The sequence below is a fragment of the Salinicoccus sediminis genome (assembly GCF_000986795.1).
Taxonomy (GTDB): Bacteria; Bacillota; Bacilli; order Staphylococcales; family Salinicoccaceae; genus Salinicoccus; species Salinicoccus sediminis.
The window spans coordinates 73,744-90,684 of record NZ_LAYZ01000002.1; the positions used below are offsets into that span (position 1 = coordinate 73,744).

Here is a 16,941-nt window from a genome sequence, read left to right on the forward strand (position 1 = left end):
GGCGATCCCTCTTATCATTTGTTTAATACAGTATAGGAGGGGTTGTTTTGTACCGGATTACGGACTTTCATTTCATTATAAAAGAAAGCATGGACGATGAGCTGGACCGCCTTGCCCTTCAAGTCTACGACGGTGATATGGAAGCATTCGATGCAATCGACAGATATCTTCGCCCGAGAATCATACACATGAGCTTCAAATACACGAACGCCTATAATGAAAGGGAAGATGTCGAGCAGGATATGATGGAGTATGCCCTCCGTCTGTGCTACCGGTATGAACATGACAGCGGACACTTCCGGCATTATGTAATGCGCTCCATACGCTTTGAAATGTATAAGCGCATCAAGGAATACCACTCCGCAAAAAGCGGGGAGCATGTCCTCCGCGGACGGATTGCCAACTTCGATGTGGGGGAGTCTCGCGACAGGCGCATGGAGGACCCGGCGGAGCATCTGGTCAAAGAAGAGCAGATCGGTTACCTTCTCGGTGAGAAGAGCGTCTGTTCACCGTTCGAACAGCGGATACTCAGGCTCTTCAGAAGCGGCTGGAGCATGGATAATATAGCTGAGCGTCTGAAGGTGGACAGGCGGACGGTATCGAACAGCCTGTACCGTGTCAGACGTAAAAAAGAACAGCTGGACCTTGATCCTGCGCCCGAAGAGTCATTTGACAACATGGCCTGAAATCGTTATAGTAAATTAGAATTGAAATGAGGATTTTATGATGAAAGTGGCACTATTGTGCACTGAATGCGGGTCGCGTAACTATACGACACAAACTGAGCATAACGAACGGCTCGTTATAAAGAAATACTGCAAAACATGCAACCGGCATACGACTCATAAGAGTTCCATCTGATCACAGGAGGAAACAGAATGGCTAATAATAAGAATTTCCTACAGAATGTCGTTAGCGAAATGAAAAAAGTAAGCTGGCCGACAGGTCAGGAGACGGTACGTTATACTACGGTCGTCATGCTCACAGTGATATTCTTTCTGGCGTTCTTCTACGCGCTGGACCTGGGTATCTCCGCTATCATAGACTTAATGTAATAAAAGGAGAGATACTGCTATGTCAGGAGAAAAGAATTGGTATGCTGTCCATACTTATTCCGGATATGAAAACAAAGTAAGAAAAAATCTCGAGGCGCGCGTCGAGTCCATGAATATGCAGGACCAGATCTTCAGGGTGGTCATTCCGGAAGAGGAAGAGACGACTGTCAAAGACGGCAAGCGTAAAACCGCGATGAAGAAAACCTTCCCGGGCTATGTCCTGGTCGAACTCGTCATGACCGATGAGTCATGGTATGTGGTGAGGAATACGCCGGGGGTCACAGGTTTTGTCGGGTCCCAGGGGGCGGGGAGCAAGCCGAACCCACTTCTGCCGGAAGAGGCGAAGTTCATCCTCAAATCCATGGGCATGGTCGAGCGCACAGTCGATTTCGAAGTGGAAGTCGGCGAATCCGTGAGCATTGTCGACGGTCCATTCAAAAATCAGGCGGGTGAAATCAGCCATATCGATGAAGAACGCTACAAGCTTACCGTACTGGTTGAAATGTTCGGCCGTGAGACGCCGGTTGAAGTTGAATTCGACCAGATCGAAAAATTGTAATAAGTCACTTGTAATTCATACATGAAGATGGTATATTATTATGGTCGAATTTTATTCGGCCATCTTTTTTATGGATGCGAGTGGGAGGATGAAAACTATAACATCCTATGACCACATCACGATAACGAGGAGGTGCACATCGTGGCTAAAAAAGTAATCAACGTTGTGAAATTGCAGATTCCTGCAGGTAAGGCGAATCCGGCACCACCGGTAGGCCCGGCGCTGGGTCAGGCTGGTGTAAACATCATGGGATTCTGTAAAGAATTCAATGCGCGTACACAGGAACAGGCTGGTCTCATCATTCCGGTTGAAATTTCCGTATTTGAGGACCGTTCTTTCACTTTCATTACAAAAACTCCGCCGGCTGCTGTTCTGCTTAAGAAAGCGGCAAGTGTTGAAAAAGGTTCAGGCGAACCTAACAAAAACAAGGTGGCAACTGTAACTGAAGCACAGGTACGTGAAATTGCTGAAACAAAAATGGAAGACCTTAACGCTGCAAGCGTGGAAGCGGCTATGCGCATGGTCGAAGGTACAGCAAGAAGCATGGGCTTCTCTGTAGAAAAGTAATTAAAACAAACTTTAATGAATGAGTATTAATACAAACGTGGGAGGATAACCCGCTATAACCACAAGGAGGAATAGTAATGGCTAAGAGAAGTAAAAAGTATCAGGCAGCTCTTGAAAAGTTCGACCAGACTTCTGCATATTCAGTAGAAGAAGCGGTAAAACTTGCTAAAGAGACAAGCACTGTTAACTTCGACGCTTCTGTAGAAGTAGCATTCCGTCTCGGTATTGATACACGTAAAAATGACCAGCAGATCCGCGGAGCAATCGTGCTGCCGCACGGTACTGGCAAGTCACAGCGTGTATTGGTATTCGCCAAAGGCGATAAAGCTAAAGAAGCAGAAGCTGCAGGAGCAGATTATGTAGGGGAAAAAGAATACATCGATAAGATCAACGGTGGATGGTTCGACTTCGATGTCATCGTGGCAACACCTGACATGATGGGCGAAGTTGGTAAACTGGGACGCGTGCTCGGACCGAAAGGCCTTATGCCGAACCCTAAAACCGGCACTGTGACCATGGATGTAACTAAAGCTGTAGAAGAGATCAAAGCCGGTAAGGTTGAGTACCGTGCCGAGAAATCCGGTATCGTCCATGCAGCTATCGGTAAAGTTTCCTTCGACGGAGAGAAACTTCAAGATAACTTCCAGACGATCTACGATGCGCTTCAAAAAGCGAAACCTGCATCTGCAAAAGGTACTTACTTCAAGTCTGTTGCAGTGTCTTCAACTATGGGACCTGGAATCAAAGTTGACTTGAACGCTATTGAAGAAACCAAGTAATTGTATATTGACAACTGCAGCCTGATTGTGTATAGTTGCAGTTGTATTTTAAATGATTACCTAAGACAGTAGGAGTACACAGTGCTTAAAACATCATCCTGCCGAGGCAATGAAAACGACTTGAATCTTATCTTTAAATATTCAAGCACTTTTTGCCGTGGGTAAAAGGTGCTTTTTTTAATGCACCGGATACACAAAAATTATGGAGGTGTAACTATGTCAAACGTAATTGAAGCTAAATCACAGCATGTCGATGCCATTTCTGAACAGCTCAAGAACTCTGTATCAACAGTACTTGTTGACTACCGCGGTCTTTCAGTGTCTGAAATGACAGAACTTCGTAAACAGCTTCGTGACGCAGGTGTTGAATTCAAGGTTTACAAAAACACGATGACCCGCCGTGCAGCTGAAAAAGCTGAACTGACGGAAATCAACGAATTCCTCACTGGTCCAAACGCGCTTGCATTTTCCAACGAAGATGTGATTTCGCCGGCGAAGATCATCAACGAATTCGCAAAAGACCACGAAGCGCTCGAAATCAAAGCCGGCATCATCGAAGGTACATTCACACCGGCTGAAGATGTCAAAGCGATCGCGACACTGCCGAACAAAGACGGCCTTGTTTCCATGCTGCTGTCCGTACTTCAGGCTCCTGTCCGCAACTTCGCTTATGCAGTTAAAGCTGTCGGCGAACAGAAAGAGAACGAAGAAGCTTAATATCCAAACTAAAACACTATTGATGGAGGAATTATAATGACTAACGAACAAATCATTGAAGCGATTAAAGAAATGTCCGTTCTGGAACTTAACGATCTCGTTAAAGCAATTGAAGAAGAATTTGGCGTAACTGCAGCAGCTCCAGTAGCAGCAGCAGGTGCTGGTGCTGGTGAAGCGGCAGCTGAAGAGCAGACTGAATTCGACGTAGAACTTACTGATGCCGGATCTTCCAAGATCAAAGTCATCAAAGTTGTGCGTGAAGCAACTGGTCTCGGCCTGAAAGACGCTAAAGAACTCGTTGACGGTGCTCCTAAAGTCGTCAAAGAAGGCGCTTCTAAAGAAGAAGCTGAAGAACTCAAAGCTCAACTTGAAGAAGTTGGCGCCAGCATCGAACTTAAATAATTTTTGTGTAAACCCGAAGGCTCATCTTAAACATCATGTTTAAATGGGCCTTTTTTAATTGCTTGGACATTGATGACTTTTTGGGAGTGATTGAATGGCGCATTATTTTACAAATGATGACACCGAACATGATTTCAGGGAAATAGAATATGGGCATGCCGGCAGAACATACCGTTTCACCACCGACCGCGGGGTGTTTTCGCGTGAGCGTATCGATTTTGGGTCGAGGGTGCTGATCGAAGCCGTGATCTCTGACTTCAACGGGCCGGAAAATGCACACTTCATTGATATGGGTGCAGGCTACGGGCCGATCGGCATTATAGCCGGGGATGCTCTTGGCTTGAAACCTGTCATGGTGGAGGTGAATGAGGATGCGGTCAGGCTCTGCAGCAGGAATGCCGACATCAACGATGTCCAGGCTGAAGTTCTGACACGTGCCGAGTACGACGCGGATGATGCTTTTTCAAATGTCGGCCTGTATGTGACGAACCCGCCATTCCGTGCGGGGAAAAAGATAGTGATGGATATCATTGATGATGCGTCGGAAAAACTCTCTCCGGGGGGAGTATTCTATATGGTGGTTCAGAAAAAACAGGGCATGCCGTCATATAAGAAGGCGATTGAAGCATCCTTCGGCGATGCTGAGTCCATACACAACGAAAAGGGTTATCATGTGCTGAAAGGTGTCAAGAATCACTGATTATAAATTTGACTTGACAAATGTACTGTGATATAGTTATAGAATGTAAAAATATAATGTCAATAAGTATGCACTTTTGTGCGTTATTGATAGGAGCGTATTAAATATAGTCGATCAATATAAATAGGAAATGGGGTTGTGAAGCGATTCCGTTTTCTTTTTGTCTTATTGGCTGTTTAACTGCTTCGGTGAATGTTTTACGTAATTTTTAATAGGGGTGAATCTGTCGATGAGTCAACTGATTCAATATGGAAGACACGCTAAACGCAGAAGCTATGCACGTATCGAAGAGAAATTGGATCTGCCTAACCTGATCGAAATTCAGACAAAGTCCTATGACTGGTTCCTGAAAACCGGTCTGATTGAGATGTTCAAGGATATCTCTCCTGTCGAGGACTTTACTGGCAACATGTCACTTGAGTTTGTGGATTACAAACTGGGTGAGCCGAAATATGATGAGGATGAAGCAAAGAACCACGATGCAACATATTCTGCACCGCTGCGTGTTAAAGTGCGCCTTGTCATCAAGGAAACCGGAGAAGTCAAGGAACAGGAAGTGTTCATGGGTGACTTCCCGCTGATGACGGATACAGGCACTTTCATCATCAATGGTGCTGAACGTGTTATCGTATCTCAGCTTGTCAGGAGTCCGTCTGTCTATTATTCAGAAAAGCTAGACAAGAACGGCAAGACAAGCTTTGGTGCTACGGTGATTCCAAACCGTGGTGCATGGCTCGAATACGAAATCGATGCCAAAGATATCGTATATGTAAGGATTGACCGTACCCGCAAGCTGCCTATGACAGTATTGCTCAGGGCTCTCGGCTTTTCCACAGACCAGGAGATTGTAGAACTCCTGGGCGACAATGAATATATCAGAAACACACTGGAAAAAGACACGACAGAAACAGTAGACCAGGCGCTCCTAGAAATCTACGAACGACTTCGCCCGGGCGAACCGCCTACAGTTGAGAATGCAAGGAATCTCCTGTACTCCAGGTTCTTCGATCCGAAGCGTTATGATCTTGCAAACGTCGGCCGCTACAAGATGAACAAAAAACTTCACCTTCAGAACCGCCTGTTCAACCAAGTGCTGGCGGAACCCATCGTTGATAAAGAGACCGGCGAAATCGTGGCGGAGGCTGGAACAACAATAGACCGCCGCACACTGGACAGCATCATCGATGTGCTGGAATCGAGTGCCAACCTTGAAACATACCATCTGGAAAACGGACTTCTTGATGAGCCGGTGGAAATCCAGTCCATCAAAGTCGAAGCGCCGAACCAGGAAGAGGGAACGACGACCATCATCGGTAACGCATTCCCTGATGTGGAGGTCAAATCGATCACACCGTCAGATATCATCGCTTCCATGAGCTATTTCTTCAACCTGCTGCATGGAGTGGGTCATACAGATGATATCGACCATCTCGGCAACCGCCGTCTGCGCTCTGTGGGCGAATTGCTGCAGAACCAGTTCAGGATCGGTGTATCCCGTATGGAGCGTGTCGTAAGGGAACGTATGTCCATCCAGGATACAGAGTCCATTACGCCGCAGCAGCTGATCAACATCAGACCTGTGATTGCATCCATCAAGGAATTCTTCGGAAGCTCACAGCTCTCACAATTCATGGACCAGACGAACCCGCTTGCGGAACTTACACATAAACGCCGCCTCTCGGCTCTCGGACCCGGCGGTCTGACGCGTGAACGCGCCGGCATGGAAGTGCGTGACGTGCACTACTCCCACTACGGACGCATGTGCCCGATTGAAACACCGGAGGGGCCGAACATCGGTCTGATCAACTCCCTGTCAAGCTATGCCCGGGTGAATGAATTCGGCTTTATCGAGACCCCTTACCGCAGGGTGGATGCCGAAACGAACAGCGTGACGGGCCATATCGACTACCTTACAGCTGACGAAGAGGACAACTATGTAGTCGCACAGGCGAACGCCGCGCTGGAAGAGGATGGATCATTCATCAATGAAGAAATCCTCTGCCGTTTCCGGGGCAACAACACCAAAATGGCAAGGGAACGCATGGACTACATGGACGTTTCACCGAAGCAGGTGGTATCTGCAGCGACGGCATGCATCCCGTTCCTTGAGAACGATGACTCCAACCGTGCTCTCATGGGTGCGAACATGCAGCGTCAGGCGGTACCTCTCCTGATCCCTGAATCCCCGCATATCGGCACCGGCATGGAGCACGTGGCAGCACGTGATTCCGGAGCGGCGATCGTATCCCGCTACAAAGGCCGTGTAGAACATGTGGCAGCGAATGAAGTGCATGTGCGCCGTATCGAAGAAGAGAACGGCAAAGAGACAGAAACTGAAAAAGATATCTATAACATGTCCAAATTCATACGTTCCAACTCAGGGACATGCTACAACCAGAAGCCGATCGTATCGGCGGGCGATGTTGTATCCAAAGGTGAAATCCTTGCCGATGGCCCTTCCATGGACAACGGTGAGATGGCGCTCGGCAGGAACGTGGTGGTCGGCTTCATGACATGGGACGGCTACAACTATGAGGATGCTGTCATCATGAGTGAACGCCTCGTGAAGGATGATGTCTACACATCCATCCATATCGAGGAGTATGAATCCGAATCGCGTGATACGAAACTCGGACCTGAAGAAATCACACGCGATATTCCGAACGTTTCAGATAACGCACTGAAGAAACTCGATGACAGAGGTATCGTACACATCGGTGCCGAAGTCAAGGACGGCGATATTCTCGTTGGTAAAGTAACGCCTAAGGGTGTTACCGAACTTACAGCGGAAGAGCGTCTCCTGCATGCAATATTCGGTGAAAAGGCGAGGGAAGTCCGCGATACGTCACTCCGTGTACCGCACGGTGCAGGCGGAATCGTCCTCGATGTCAAAGTCTTCAACCGTGCAGATGGCGATGAGCTTTCACCAGGCGTCAACCAGCTTGTCCGCGTCTATATCGTCCAGAAGAGGAAGATCAGCGTAGGGGACAAGATGTGCGGCCGTCACGGCAACAAAGGTGTAATTTCCAAGATTCTCCCGGAAGAAGATATGCCTTACCTGCCGGATGGCACACCAATCGACATCATGCTCAATCCGCTTGGGGTGCCTTCCCGCATGAACATCGGGCAGGTTCTTGAGCTTCACCTGGGCATGGCGGCAAGAGCCATGGGCCTTAAGATGGCGTCACCTGTATTTGACGGTGCGAACGAAGAAGATGTATGGAGCACAATGGAAGAAGCAGGGCTTGCCCGCGACGGTAAGACAGTCCTCTATGACGGACGCACAGGCGAACCGTTCGAGAACCGTATATCCGTAGGCGTAATGTACATGCTGAAACTCGCACATATGGTAGATGATAAACTGCACGCCAGAAGTACAGGGCCATACTCACTCGTTACACAGCAGCCGCTTGGTGGTAAAGCACAATTCGGTGGACAGCGTTTCGGCGAGATGGAAGTATGGGCGCTTGAAGCATACGGTGCCGCGTATACCCTGCAGGAAATCCTGACAGTCAAATCCGATGATACAGTCGGACGCGTGAAGACGTATGAAGCGATTGTCAAAGGAGAAAACGTCCCTAAACCTGGTGTACCTGAGTCCTTCCGCGTATTGATGAAGGAACTTCAAAGTCTTGGTCTTGATGTCAACATTCTCGATGAGAACGATGAAGAGATTGAAATGAGAGATACCGAAGAGGATGAAACATCCAATCAGGTTAACTTGAGTGAGAACACTGATGCTAAAACTGAAGATGTAACTGAATGATGACTGAGCTTGATAAAACTTTAGGGAGGAAAGCTCATTGATAGATGTTAATAGATTCCAATATATGAAAATAGGTTTGGCTTCATCTGAAAAGATCCGTTCCTGGTCTTTCGGTGAAGTGAAAAAGCCAGAAACGATCAACTATAGAACGCTTAAGCCCGAGCGTGACGGTCTGTTCTGTGAGAAAATTTTCGGTCCGACCAAGGACTGGGAATGCAGCTGCGGCAAATATAAACGTGTAAGATACAAAGGCATGGTCTGCGACCGCTGCGGCGTCGAAGTGACCCGCGCCAAAGTACGCCGTGAGAGGATGGGGCACATTGAACTTGCTGCCCCGGTTTCCCATATATGGTATTTCAAAGGCATCCCTTCCCGCATGGGACTGCTTTTGGACATGTCACCGCGTTCCCTTGAAGAGGTCATTTATTTCGCCTCCTACGTGGTAGTCAAGCCCGGTTCCACCGGACTTGAGCCGAAACAGCTGCTGACAGAGCGTGAGTATCGTGAATACTACGACAAGCACGGCAACACTTTCACTGCAAAGATGGGTGCTGAAGCAATCAGGGACCTTCTGGAGGACGTGAAGCTCGACGAAGAGCTTGAAATGCTCAGGAAAGAACTTGAGACTGCGACAGGACAGCGCCTGACAAGAGCAATCAAGCGCCTTGAAGTCGTCGAGTCCTTCCGTAGTTCCGGCAACAATCCTGCATGGATGATCCTCGATGTACTGCCGATCATCCCGCCGGAAATCCGCCCGATGGTACAGTTGGACGGCGGCCGTTTTGCAACGAGTGACCTGAACGATCTCTATCGCCGTGTAATCAACCGTAACAACCGCCTGAAACGCCTGCTTGACCTTGGCGCTCCCGGCATCATCGTACAGAACGAGAAACGCATGCTGCAGGAAGCGGTGGACGCGCTGATCGATAACGGCCGCCGCGGCCGACCTGTGACAGGACCGGGCAACCGTCCGCTCAAATCCCTGTCACACATGCTCAAAGGTAAACAGGGGCGTTTCCGTCAGAACCTGCTCGGTAAGCGTGTCGACTATTCCGGACGTTCCGTTATCGTCGTAGGCCCTTCCCTCAAAATGTACCAGTGCGGTCTGCCGAGGGAAATGGCGCTCGAACTCTTCAAGCCTTTCGTCATGAAAGAGCTTGTTGAGCGTGAAATGGCGACGAACATCAAAAATGCCAAAGGCAAGATCGAACGCATGGAAAACGAAGTATGGGACGTTCTTGAAGATGTCATCAAGGAACACCCGGTACTGCTCAACCGTGCGCCGACACTCCACCGTCTGGGGATCCAGGCGTTTGAGGCGACGCTGGTGGAAGGGCGTGCGATCCGTCTCCATCCGCTCGTGACGACAGCCTACAACGCCGACTTTGACGGTGACCAGATGGCCGTCCACGTACCGCTTTCAAAAGAAGCCCAGGCGGAAGCGCGCATGCTGATGCTTGCGGCGCAGAACATCCTTAACCCGAAAGACGGCAAGCCGGTTGTTACACCGTCACAGGATATGGTTCTTGGTAACTACTATCTGACGCTTGAAAGAGAAAACGAAAAGCGTGAAGGGCACATCTTCAAAGATGCCAATGAAGTGGTCATGGCGTACCAGAATGGTTACGTCGGATTGCACACGCGCATCGGCGTCCATACAAATGCATATGGAGCGGAGAAAGTCTCTGAAGATAACGAAGGCAAGATCCTGATGACAACTACGGGTAAAGTCATCTTCAACCAGATCATGCCGCCGTCCTTCCCTTATATAAACGAACCGACAAGGGAGAACCTGGAGTTCAAGACACCGGACAGATACTTCGTCAGGGCATCCGAACTTGGTGAAGAAGGACTGAGGGCCAGGTTTGAAAAGACGCCTGTCGGCGATCCGTTCAACAAGAAATTCCTCGGTCAGATCATTGCCGAAGTGTTCAACAAATTCCACATTACAGAAACATCCGTAATGCTGGACCTTATGAAAGACCTCGGATTCAAGTATTCTTCCAAAGCGGGTATCACAGTAGGGGTATCCGACATCGTCGTCCTTCCTGACAAGCAGGAGATCATCGATGAAACGGAAGAGAAAGTGGAGAAAGTCCAGAAGCAGTTTACACGCGGTCTTATTACAGAAGAAGAACGCTATGGTGCTGTCATTGAACTCTGGACGAAGGCGAAGGATGTCATACAGGAGCGCCTGATGCAGTCGCTTGACCGTCTGAATCCTATCTTCATGATGAGTGACTCCGGTGCCCGTGGTAACGCATCTAACTTCACACAGCTTGCCGGCATGCGTGGTCTGATGGCCAACCCGTCCGGGCAGATCATCGAACTTCCGATCAAATCAAGCTTCCGTGAAGGACTGACAGTGCTCGAGTACTTCATATCCACTCACGGTGCCCGTAAGGGTCTTGCGGATACAGCGCTTAAGACAGCCGACTCAGGTTATCTGACACGCCGTCTTGTCGATGTTGCGCAGGATGTCATCGTCCGCGAAGAAGACTGCGGAACAGACAAAGGCCTGCTGGTTTCTGCACTTACCGAAGGTTCCGAACTGATCGAACCGCTGATTGACCGCCTCGAAGGCCGTTATTCAAAAGAGACGGTAAGGCATCCGGAAACAAACGAGATCCTTGTGCGTTCCAATGAACTGATCACATCCGATCTTGCCAAGGAAATCGTGACAAGCGGCGTCGAAGAGATGTATATCCGCTCTGCATTCACCTGCAACACACGCCACGGTGTCTGTGAACGCTGCTACGGCAAAAACCTGGCGACAGGCGAAAAAGTCGAAGCCGGTGAAGCGGTCGGTACAATCGCTGCCCAGTCCATCGGTGAGCCGGGTACACAGCTCACAATGCGTACATTCCATACAGGCGGTGTCGCGGGAAGCGACATCACCCAGGGTCTGCCGCGTATCCAGGAGCTGTTCGAAGCCCGTAACCCGAAAGGTCAGGCTGCCGTCTCTGAAATCCGCGGTGCGGTCACTGATATCGAAATCGTCAAAGACCGCCAGCAGGAAGTCAAAATTAAAGGCGAACAGGAGACGAAGACGTATACCGTACCTGCCACTGCAAGGCTGATAGTGGATATCGGTGACGTCGTCGAACCGGGTCAGCCGCTCAATGAAGGTTCGATCGAACCTAAGGAACTGCTGACAATCGCCGGACTGAACCGCACTCAGGAATACCTTCTCAAAGAAGTTCAGAAGGTATACCGCATGCAGGGTGTTGAAATCGATGATAAACACGTTGAGGTCATGGTAAGACAGATGCTCAGAAAAGTGAGGATCATCGATGCAGGGGATACTTCACTGCTGCCGGGTGCCCTTGTGGACATCCACCAGTTTACGGATTCCAACAAAGACATCTTCAAGAAACGCAAGCGCCCTGCGACAGCAAAACCTGTACTGCTTGGTATCACCAAAGCATCTCTTGAAACAGAAAGCTTCCTGTCCGCAGCAAGCTTCCAGGAAACAACAAGAGTTCTCACAGATGCTGCAATCAAAGGCAAGCGCGATGAATTGCTCGGCCTCAAGGAGAACGTCATCATCGGTAAATTGATTCCTGCCGGTACCGGCATGCCAAAATACCGTGATGTCGAAATTGATGTCGCAGCAAAACCTGTCGAAGAAGCGCAGGAGGAAGTGCTGGTCGAAGAGTAATTCTTCACCGGCGGTATTTGGCCGGGGCGGAGCGTCCCGGCTTTTATTCTTTTAAGAAATCCGATAAAAATATCAGGATCCGAAAATTATAGTCCTTGACTTTGAAAAGTCCGGATGATACTATAATTAAGGTTACTCCATGTGGGGGTTTTGTGCCTTTATATGGAGATACAAAATGTTGAAATGTAAGAATTTTTCTTACACATTTTTTATACCCAAAAAATGAACCACCTGGATGTGTGGGATTAAGAAAAGAGAGGAGGAAGAACATGCCAACTATTAATCAGCTTGTCAGAAAATCTCGTCAGTCTAAATCAAAAACATCAGACTCACCAGCTCTGAACAGAGGATTCAACAGTCTTAAGAAACGCGTTACCAACGAAACTGCTCCACAAAAACGTGGTGTCTGCACTCGTGTGGGTACGATGACTCCTAAGAAACCGAACTCTGCTCTCCGTAAATACGCTCGTGTGAGACTTTCAAATAATGTCGAAGTGAATGCATACATTCCTGGAATCGGGCACAACCTCCAGGAGCACAGTGTGGTACTCATCCGCGGCGGCCGTGTAAAAGACCTGCCAGGTGTACGCTACCATATCGTGCGCGGTGCGCTTGACACTTCCGGTGTCGACACTCGCAGACAGGGCCGTTCCCTATACGGTACCAAGAAGCCTAAAGCTAAAAAATAAACAGGCCGTATCCAACGGTTCTGTTCTGAAAAAAATTATTTGAAGGGAGGCAAAACTATGCCACGTAAAGGACCAGTTGCCAAAAGAGACGTACTGCCGGATCCGATCCACAACTCCAAGCTTGTGACTAAACTCATCAACAAAATGATGGTTGACGGCAAACGCGGTACATCCCAAAGAATTCTCTATTCTGCATTTGATCTTGTACAGGAACGTTCTGGCAGGGATGCTATGGAAGTCTTCGATGAAGCAATCGATAACATCATGCCGGTACTTGAAGTTAAAGCCCGCCGTGTTGGTGGATCCAACTACCAGGTGCCAGTTGAGGTACGCGCAGAGCGCCGTACGACTCTCGGACTTCGTTGGCTTGTGAACTACGCACGTCTGCGTGGGGAGAAGACAATGGAAGAACGTCTTGCAAACGAAATTCTTGATGCTGCCAACAACACAGGCGGCGCTGTCAAGAAACGCGAAGAAACTCACAAAATGGCAGAGGCTAACAGAGCATTCGCCCATTACCGTTGGTAGTAGGCGGGTAATACAGCCTTTAAATTTCAACCCATTCCTGGAAGGAGAAAAGAATACCAATGGCAAGAGAATTCTCTTTAGAAAAAACTCGTAACCTCGGTATCATGGCACACATCGATGCCGGTAAGACTACGACAACTGAACGTATTCTTTATTACACAGGCCGTATCCATAAGCTTGGTGAAACTCACGAAGGGGCATCCCAGATGGACTGGATGGAGCAGGAGCAGGAACGTGGAATCACGATCACTTCAGCTGCCACTACAGCTCAATGGGATGGCCACCGTGTAAACATCATCGATACACCGGGACACGTAGACTTCACTGTCGAAGTTGAACGTTCCCTCCGTGTACTTGACGGTGCGGTAACTGTACTCGATGCTCAGTCCGGTGTTGAACCGCAGACTGAAACTGTCTGGAGACAGGCGACCACTTACGGTGTCCCGCGTGTTGTTTTCGTCAACAAGATGGACAAAGTAGGTGCCGACTTCGAATATTCCGTGGGCACTATCAGAGAACGCCTTCAGGCGAATGCTCATCCGATCCAGTTCCCGATCGGTGCTGAAGATAACTTCACAGGCATCATCGATCTGATCGATATGAAAGCATACCACTATGGTAACGATCTCGGGACAGAAATCGAAGAAATTGAAATTCCTGACGAGTATAAAGACAAAGCCGAAGAACTCAGGGAGTCCCTCATCGAAGGGCTTGCTGATGTGAATGAAGACATCATGGAAAAATATCTTGGTGGGGAAGAAATCGCCAAAGACGAACTGATGGCAGCAATCCGCCAGGCGACATGTGATGTTGAATTCTACCCGGTTATGTGCGGTACGGCATTCAAGAACAAAGGGGTACAGCTGCTCCTCAACGCAGTGATCGACTACCTTCCTTCACCACTTGATGTCAAGCCGATCGTCGGTCACGCAAAAGATGACGAAGATGAGGAGATCATCGCCAAGCCTGAAGATTCGGCACCTTTCGCAGCGCTTGCGTTCAAAGTCATGACTGACCCGTTCGTAGGTAAATTGACATTCTTCCGTGTGTACTCCGGTACACTGGATTCCGGTTCATACATCAGGAATACCACAAAAGACAAGCGTGAACGTGTCGGACGTATCCTGCAGATGCACGCCAACTCCCGTGAAGAGATCTCCACTGTTTACGCAGGGGACATCGCTGCGGCTGTCGGCCTTAAGGATACAGGTACAGGGGACACGCTCTGTGATGAGAAAAACCAGGTCATCCTGGAATCCATGGAATTCCCTGAGCCCGTTATCCACCTGTCTGTAGAGCCTAAATCCAAAGCTGACCAGGACAAGATGACGACAGCTCTTGTCAAGCTTCAGGAAGAAGACCCTACATTCACAGCACGTACGGATAACGAAACAGGACAGGTTATCATCGGCGGTATGGGTGAACTTCACCTTGACGTCCTTGTAGACCGTATGAAACGTGAATTCAAAGTTGAATGTAACGTGGGCGCGCCAATGGTATCCTACCGTGAAACATTCAAGCAGGGTGCTTCCGTACAAGGGAAATTCACCCGTCAGTCCGGCGGACGCGGTCAGTACGGCGACGTACACATCGAGTTCACGCCAAACGAACAGGGCGGCGGCTTCGAATTCGAAGATGCGATTGTCGGTGGTGTTGTTCCGCGTGAATTCATCCCATCCGTTGAGCAGGGTCTCAGGGATTCACTCGACAATGGTGTAATTGCAGGCTACCCGCTTGTGGACATCAAAGCGAGACTTTTCGATGGTTCATACCACGACGTCGACTCCTCAGAGATGGCGTTCAAAGTCGCAGCTTCCCTTGCCTTAAAAGAAGCGGCGAAAGTTTGTCAGCCGGTTCTGCTTGAGCCGATGATGAAAGTGGAAATCGTAATGCCGGAAGAGTACATGGGTGATATCATGGGTGACGTAACCAGTCGTCGCGGACGTGTCGAAGGTATGGCTGCACGCGGTAACGCACAGGTGGTCAACGCATTCGTACCACTTTCCGAAATGTTCGGTTACGCTACAAGCCTGCGTTCAAATACACAGGGCCGCGGTACGTACACTATGTCATTCGACCATTACGAAGAAGTTCCTAAATCCGTCTCTGAAGAAATCATCAAGAAAAACAAAGGTGAATAATCAGCTGGCTTGATTTTTACACCCGAATCATTTATAAGTGATTTAGAAACACCTCCGGGCGGGGAAGACCCGTCCTGAGTTTCAAATAAAAACAACTTACTTTAAGGAGAGGTATAACAAAATGGCTAAAGAAAAATTTGACCGTTCCAAAACACATGCCAATATTGGTACAATTGGTCACGTTGACCACGGTAAAACGACTTTGACAGCTGCAATCGCAACTGTACTTGCTAAACATGGTGACACTACAGCTCAGAGCTACGCTCAGATCGACAACGCTCCAGAAGAAAAAGAGCGTGGTATCACAATCAACACGTCCCACATCGAGTATGAAACTGACAGCCGTCACTATGCTCACGTAGACTGCCCGGGACACGCTGACTACGTTAAGAACATGATCACTGGTGCTGCTCAAATGGACGGCGGTATCCTCGTAGTATCTGCAGCAGACGGCCCGATGCCACAAACTCGTGAGCACATCCTGCTTTCACGTAACGTTGGTGTACCGGCACTTGTTGTATTCCTTAACAAAGTTGACATGGTTGACGACGAAGAACTTCTTGAACTCGTTGAAATGGAAGTCCGTGAACTTCTTTCTGAATACGACTTCCCTGGCGACGACATCCCTGTAATCGCTGGTTCAGCTCTCAAAGCTCTTGAAGGCGATGCAGATTATGAAAACAAAATCATGGAACTGATGGAAGCTGTAGACACTTACATTCCAACTCCAGAGCGCGACTCTGACAAGCCATTCATGATGCCAGTTGAGGACGTATTCTCAATCACTGGCCGTGGTACAGTAGCAACTGGCCGTGTTGACCGTGGACAGATCAAAGTCGGTGACGAAGTTGAAATCATCGGTCTTGCTGAAGAATCCGGTAAAACAACTGTTACAGGTGTTGAAATGTTCCGTAAGCTTCTTGACTATGCAGAAGCTGGCGACAACATCGGTGCGCTGCTCCGTGGTGTAGCACGCGAAGACATCCAGCGTGGACAAGTACTTGCTAAACCTGGGTCCATCACTCCACACACAAACTTCAAAGCTGAAGTTTATGTTCTTTCAAAAGAAGAAGGCGGACGTCACACTCCATTCTTCAACAACTACCGTCCTCAGTTCTACTTCCGTACAACTGACGTAACTGGTGTTGTTAACCTTCCAGAAGGAACTGAAATGGTTATGCCTGGCGACAACGTTGAAATGACAGTTGAACTCATTTCCCCAATCGCAATCGAAGACGGTACTCGTTTCTCTATCCGTGAGGGTGGACGTACTGTTGGATCAGGCGTTGTAACTGAAATCGTTAAATAATTTCAATATACAATGCTGAAGCCTGGACATCATGTCCAGGCTTCTTTTTGTGCAAAGAAAAAGAACTG

The 16,941-nt window shown here is 48.7% G+C and carries 15 protein-coding genes and 1 other annotated feature; all 15 genes read left to right on the top strand.

The annotated features are described in order from the left end of the window. Window positions 1-47 precede the first annotated feature (47 nt). A complete protein-coding gene (locus WN59_RS04190) occupies window positions 48-686 on the top strand; it encodes a sigma-70 family RNA polymerase sigma factor (protein ID WP_046513124.1) in 639 nt (212 codons plus the stop codon). Between the two features lie 37 nt (window positions 687-723). Then, the gene (gene rpmG, locus WN59_RS13490) at window positions 724-861 is read left to right on the top strand and encodes a 50S ribosomal protein L33 (protein ID WP_082099149.1); all 138 of its coding nucleotides are present in this window, start codon (window positions 724-726) and stop codon (window positions 859-861) included. 17 nt (window positions 862-878) lie between these two features. Next, the gene (gene secE / locus WN59_RS04195) at window positions 879-1,055 is read left to right on the top strand and encodes a preprotein translocase subunit SecE (RefSeq protein ID WP_017549978.1); all 177 of its coding nucleotides are present in this window, start codon (window positions 879-881) and stop codon (window positions 1,053-1,055) included. A gap of 19 nt (window positions 1,056-1,074) precedes the next feature. Beyond that, the gene (gene nusG, locus WN59_RS04200; RefSeq protein ID WP_046513131.1) at window positions 1,075-1,614 is read left to right on the top strand and encodes a transcription termination/antitermination protein NusG; all 540 of its coding nucleotides are present in this window, start codon (window positions 1,075-1,077) and stop codon (window positions 1,612-1,614) included. Between the two features lie 141 nt (window positions 1,615-1,755). Then, complete coding sequence (gene rplK / locus WN59_RS04205) at window positions 1,756-2,181, top strand: 50S ribosomal protein L11 (protein WP_017549976.1); 426 nt, start codon at window positions 1,756-1,758, stop codon at window positions 2,179-2,181. A 77-nt stretch (window positions 2,182-2,258) separates the two neighbouring features. After that, window positions 2,259-2,960, top strand: a complete 702-nt coding sequence (gene rplA / locus WN59_RS04210; protein ID WP_046513134.1) for a 50S ribosomal protein L1 — start codon at window positions 2,259-2,261, stop codon at window positions 2,958-2,960. 41 nt (window positions 2,961-3,001) lie between these two features. Next, window positions 3,002-3,147 (top strand) — a sequence feature (ribosomal protein L10 leader region). A gap of 29 nt (window positions 3,148-3,176) precedes the next feature. Next, a complete protein-coding gene (gene rplJ, locus WN59_RS04215) occupies window positions 3,177-3,677 on the top strand; it encodes a 50S ribosomal protein L10 (protein WP_046513137.1) in 501 nt (166 codons plus the stop codon). Between the two features lie 33 nt (window positions 3,678-3,710). Beyond that, window positions 3,711-4,079: a 50S ribosomal protein L7/L12 gene (gene rplL / locus WN59_RS04220; protein WP_156172387.1), complete on the top strand. Its 369-nt coding sequence runs from the start codon at window positions 3,711-3,713 to the stop codon at window positions 4,077-4,079. A gap of 94 nt (window positions 4,080-4,173) precedes the next feature. After that, window positions 4,174-4,779: a class I SAM-dependent methyltransferase gene (locus WN59_RS04225; RefSeq protein WP_046513144.1), complete on the top strand. Its 606-nt coding sequence runs from the start codon at window positions 4,174-4,176 to the stop codon at window positions 4,777-4,779. 229 nt (window positions 4,780-5,008) lie between these two features. Next, window positions 5,009-8,545, top strand: a complete 3,537-nt coding sequence (gene rpoB, locus WN59_RS04230; protein ID WP_046513149.1) for a DNA-directed RNA polymerase subunit beta — start codon at window positions 5,009-5,011, stop codon at window positions 8,543-8,545. 37 nt (window positions 8,546-8,582) lie between these two features. Next, on the top strand, window positions 8,583-12,206 hold the full coding sequence (rpoC, locus tag WN59_RS04235) for a DNA-directed RNA polymerase subunit beta' (protein WP_046513153.1): 3,624 nt from the start codon (window positions 8,583-8,585) through the stop codon (window positions 12,204-12,206). A 269-nt stretch (window positions 12,207-12,475) separates the two neighbouring features. Continuing rightward, window positions 12,476-12,895, top strand: coding sequence for a 30S ribosomal protein S12 (gene rpsL, locus WN59_RS04240; RefSeq protein ID WP_017549969.1), 420 nt, complete (start codon window positions 12,476-12,478; stop codon window positions 12,893-12,895). Window positions 12,896-12,952: 57 nt separating this feature from the next. Next, on the top strand, window positions 12,953-13,423 hold the full coding sequence (rpsG, locus tag WN59_RS04245) for a 30S ribosomal protein S7 (protein WP_017549968.1): 471 nt from the start codon (window positions 12,953-12,955) through the stop codon (window positions 13,421-13,423). 59 nt (window positions 13,424-13,482) lie between these two features. Beyond that, window positions 13,483-15,564, top strand: a complete 2,082-nt coding sequence (gene fusA / locus WN59_RS04250; RefSeq protein ID WP_046513157.1) for an elongation factor G — start codon at window positions 13,483-13,485, stop codon at window positions 15,562-15,564. Between the two features lie 121 nt (window positions 15,565-15,685). Next, complete coding sequence (tuf, locus tag WN59_RS04255; RefSeq protein WP_046513160.1) at window positions 15,686-16,873, top strand: elongation factor Tu; 1,188 nt, start codon at window positions 15,686-15,688, stop codon at window positions 16,871-16,873. The last annotated feature ends 68 nt before the right edge of the window (window positions 16,874-16,941 follow it).

Bases quoted from the DNA above. Each gene is read 5' to 3' on its own strand.
- rpmG (WP_082099149.1), top strand. From the start codon at position 724: ATGATGAAAGTGGCACTATTGTGCACTGAATGCGGGTCGCGTAACTAT.
- secE (WP_017549978.1), top strand. From the start codon at position 879: ATGGCTAATAATAAGAATTTCCTACAGAATGTCGTTAGCGAAATGAAA.
- nusG (WP_046513131.1), top strand. From the start codon at position 1,075: ATGTCAGGAGAAAAGAATTGGTATGCTGTCCATACTTATTCCGGATAT.
- rplA (WP_046513134.1), top strand. From the start codon at position 2,259: ATGGCTAAGAGAAGTAAAAAGTATCAGGCAGCTCTTGAAAAGTTCGAC.
- rplJ (WP_046513137.1), top strand. From the start codon at position 3,177: ATGTCAAACGTAATTGAAGCTAAATCACAGCATGTCGATGCCATTTCT.
- WN59_RS04225 (WP_046513144.1), top strand. From the start codon at position 4,174: ATGGCGCATTATTTTACAAATGATGACACCGAACATGATTTCAGGGAA.
- rpoB (WP_046513149.1), top strand. From the start codon at position 5,009: ATGAGTCAACTGATTCAATATGGAAGACACGCTAAACGCAGAAGCTAT.
- rpsL (WP_017549969.1), top strand. From the start codon at position 12,476: ATGCCAACTATTAATCAGCTTGTCAGAAAATCTCGTCAGTCTAAATCA.
- rpsG (WP_017549968.1), top strand. From the start codon at position 12,953: ATGCCACGTAAAGGACCAGTTGCCAAAAGAGACGTACTGCCGGATCCG.
- fusA (WP_046513157.1), top strand. From the start codon at position 13,483: ATGGCAAGAGAATTCTCTTTAGAAAAAACTCGTAACCTCGGTATCATG.
- tuf (WP_046513160.1), top strand. From the start codon at position 15,686: ATGGCTAAAGAAAAATTTGACCGTTCCAAAACACATGCCAATATTGGT.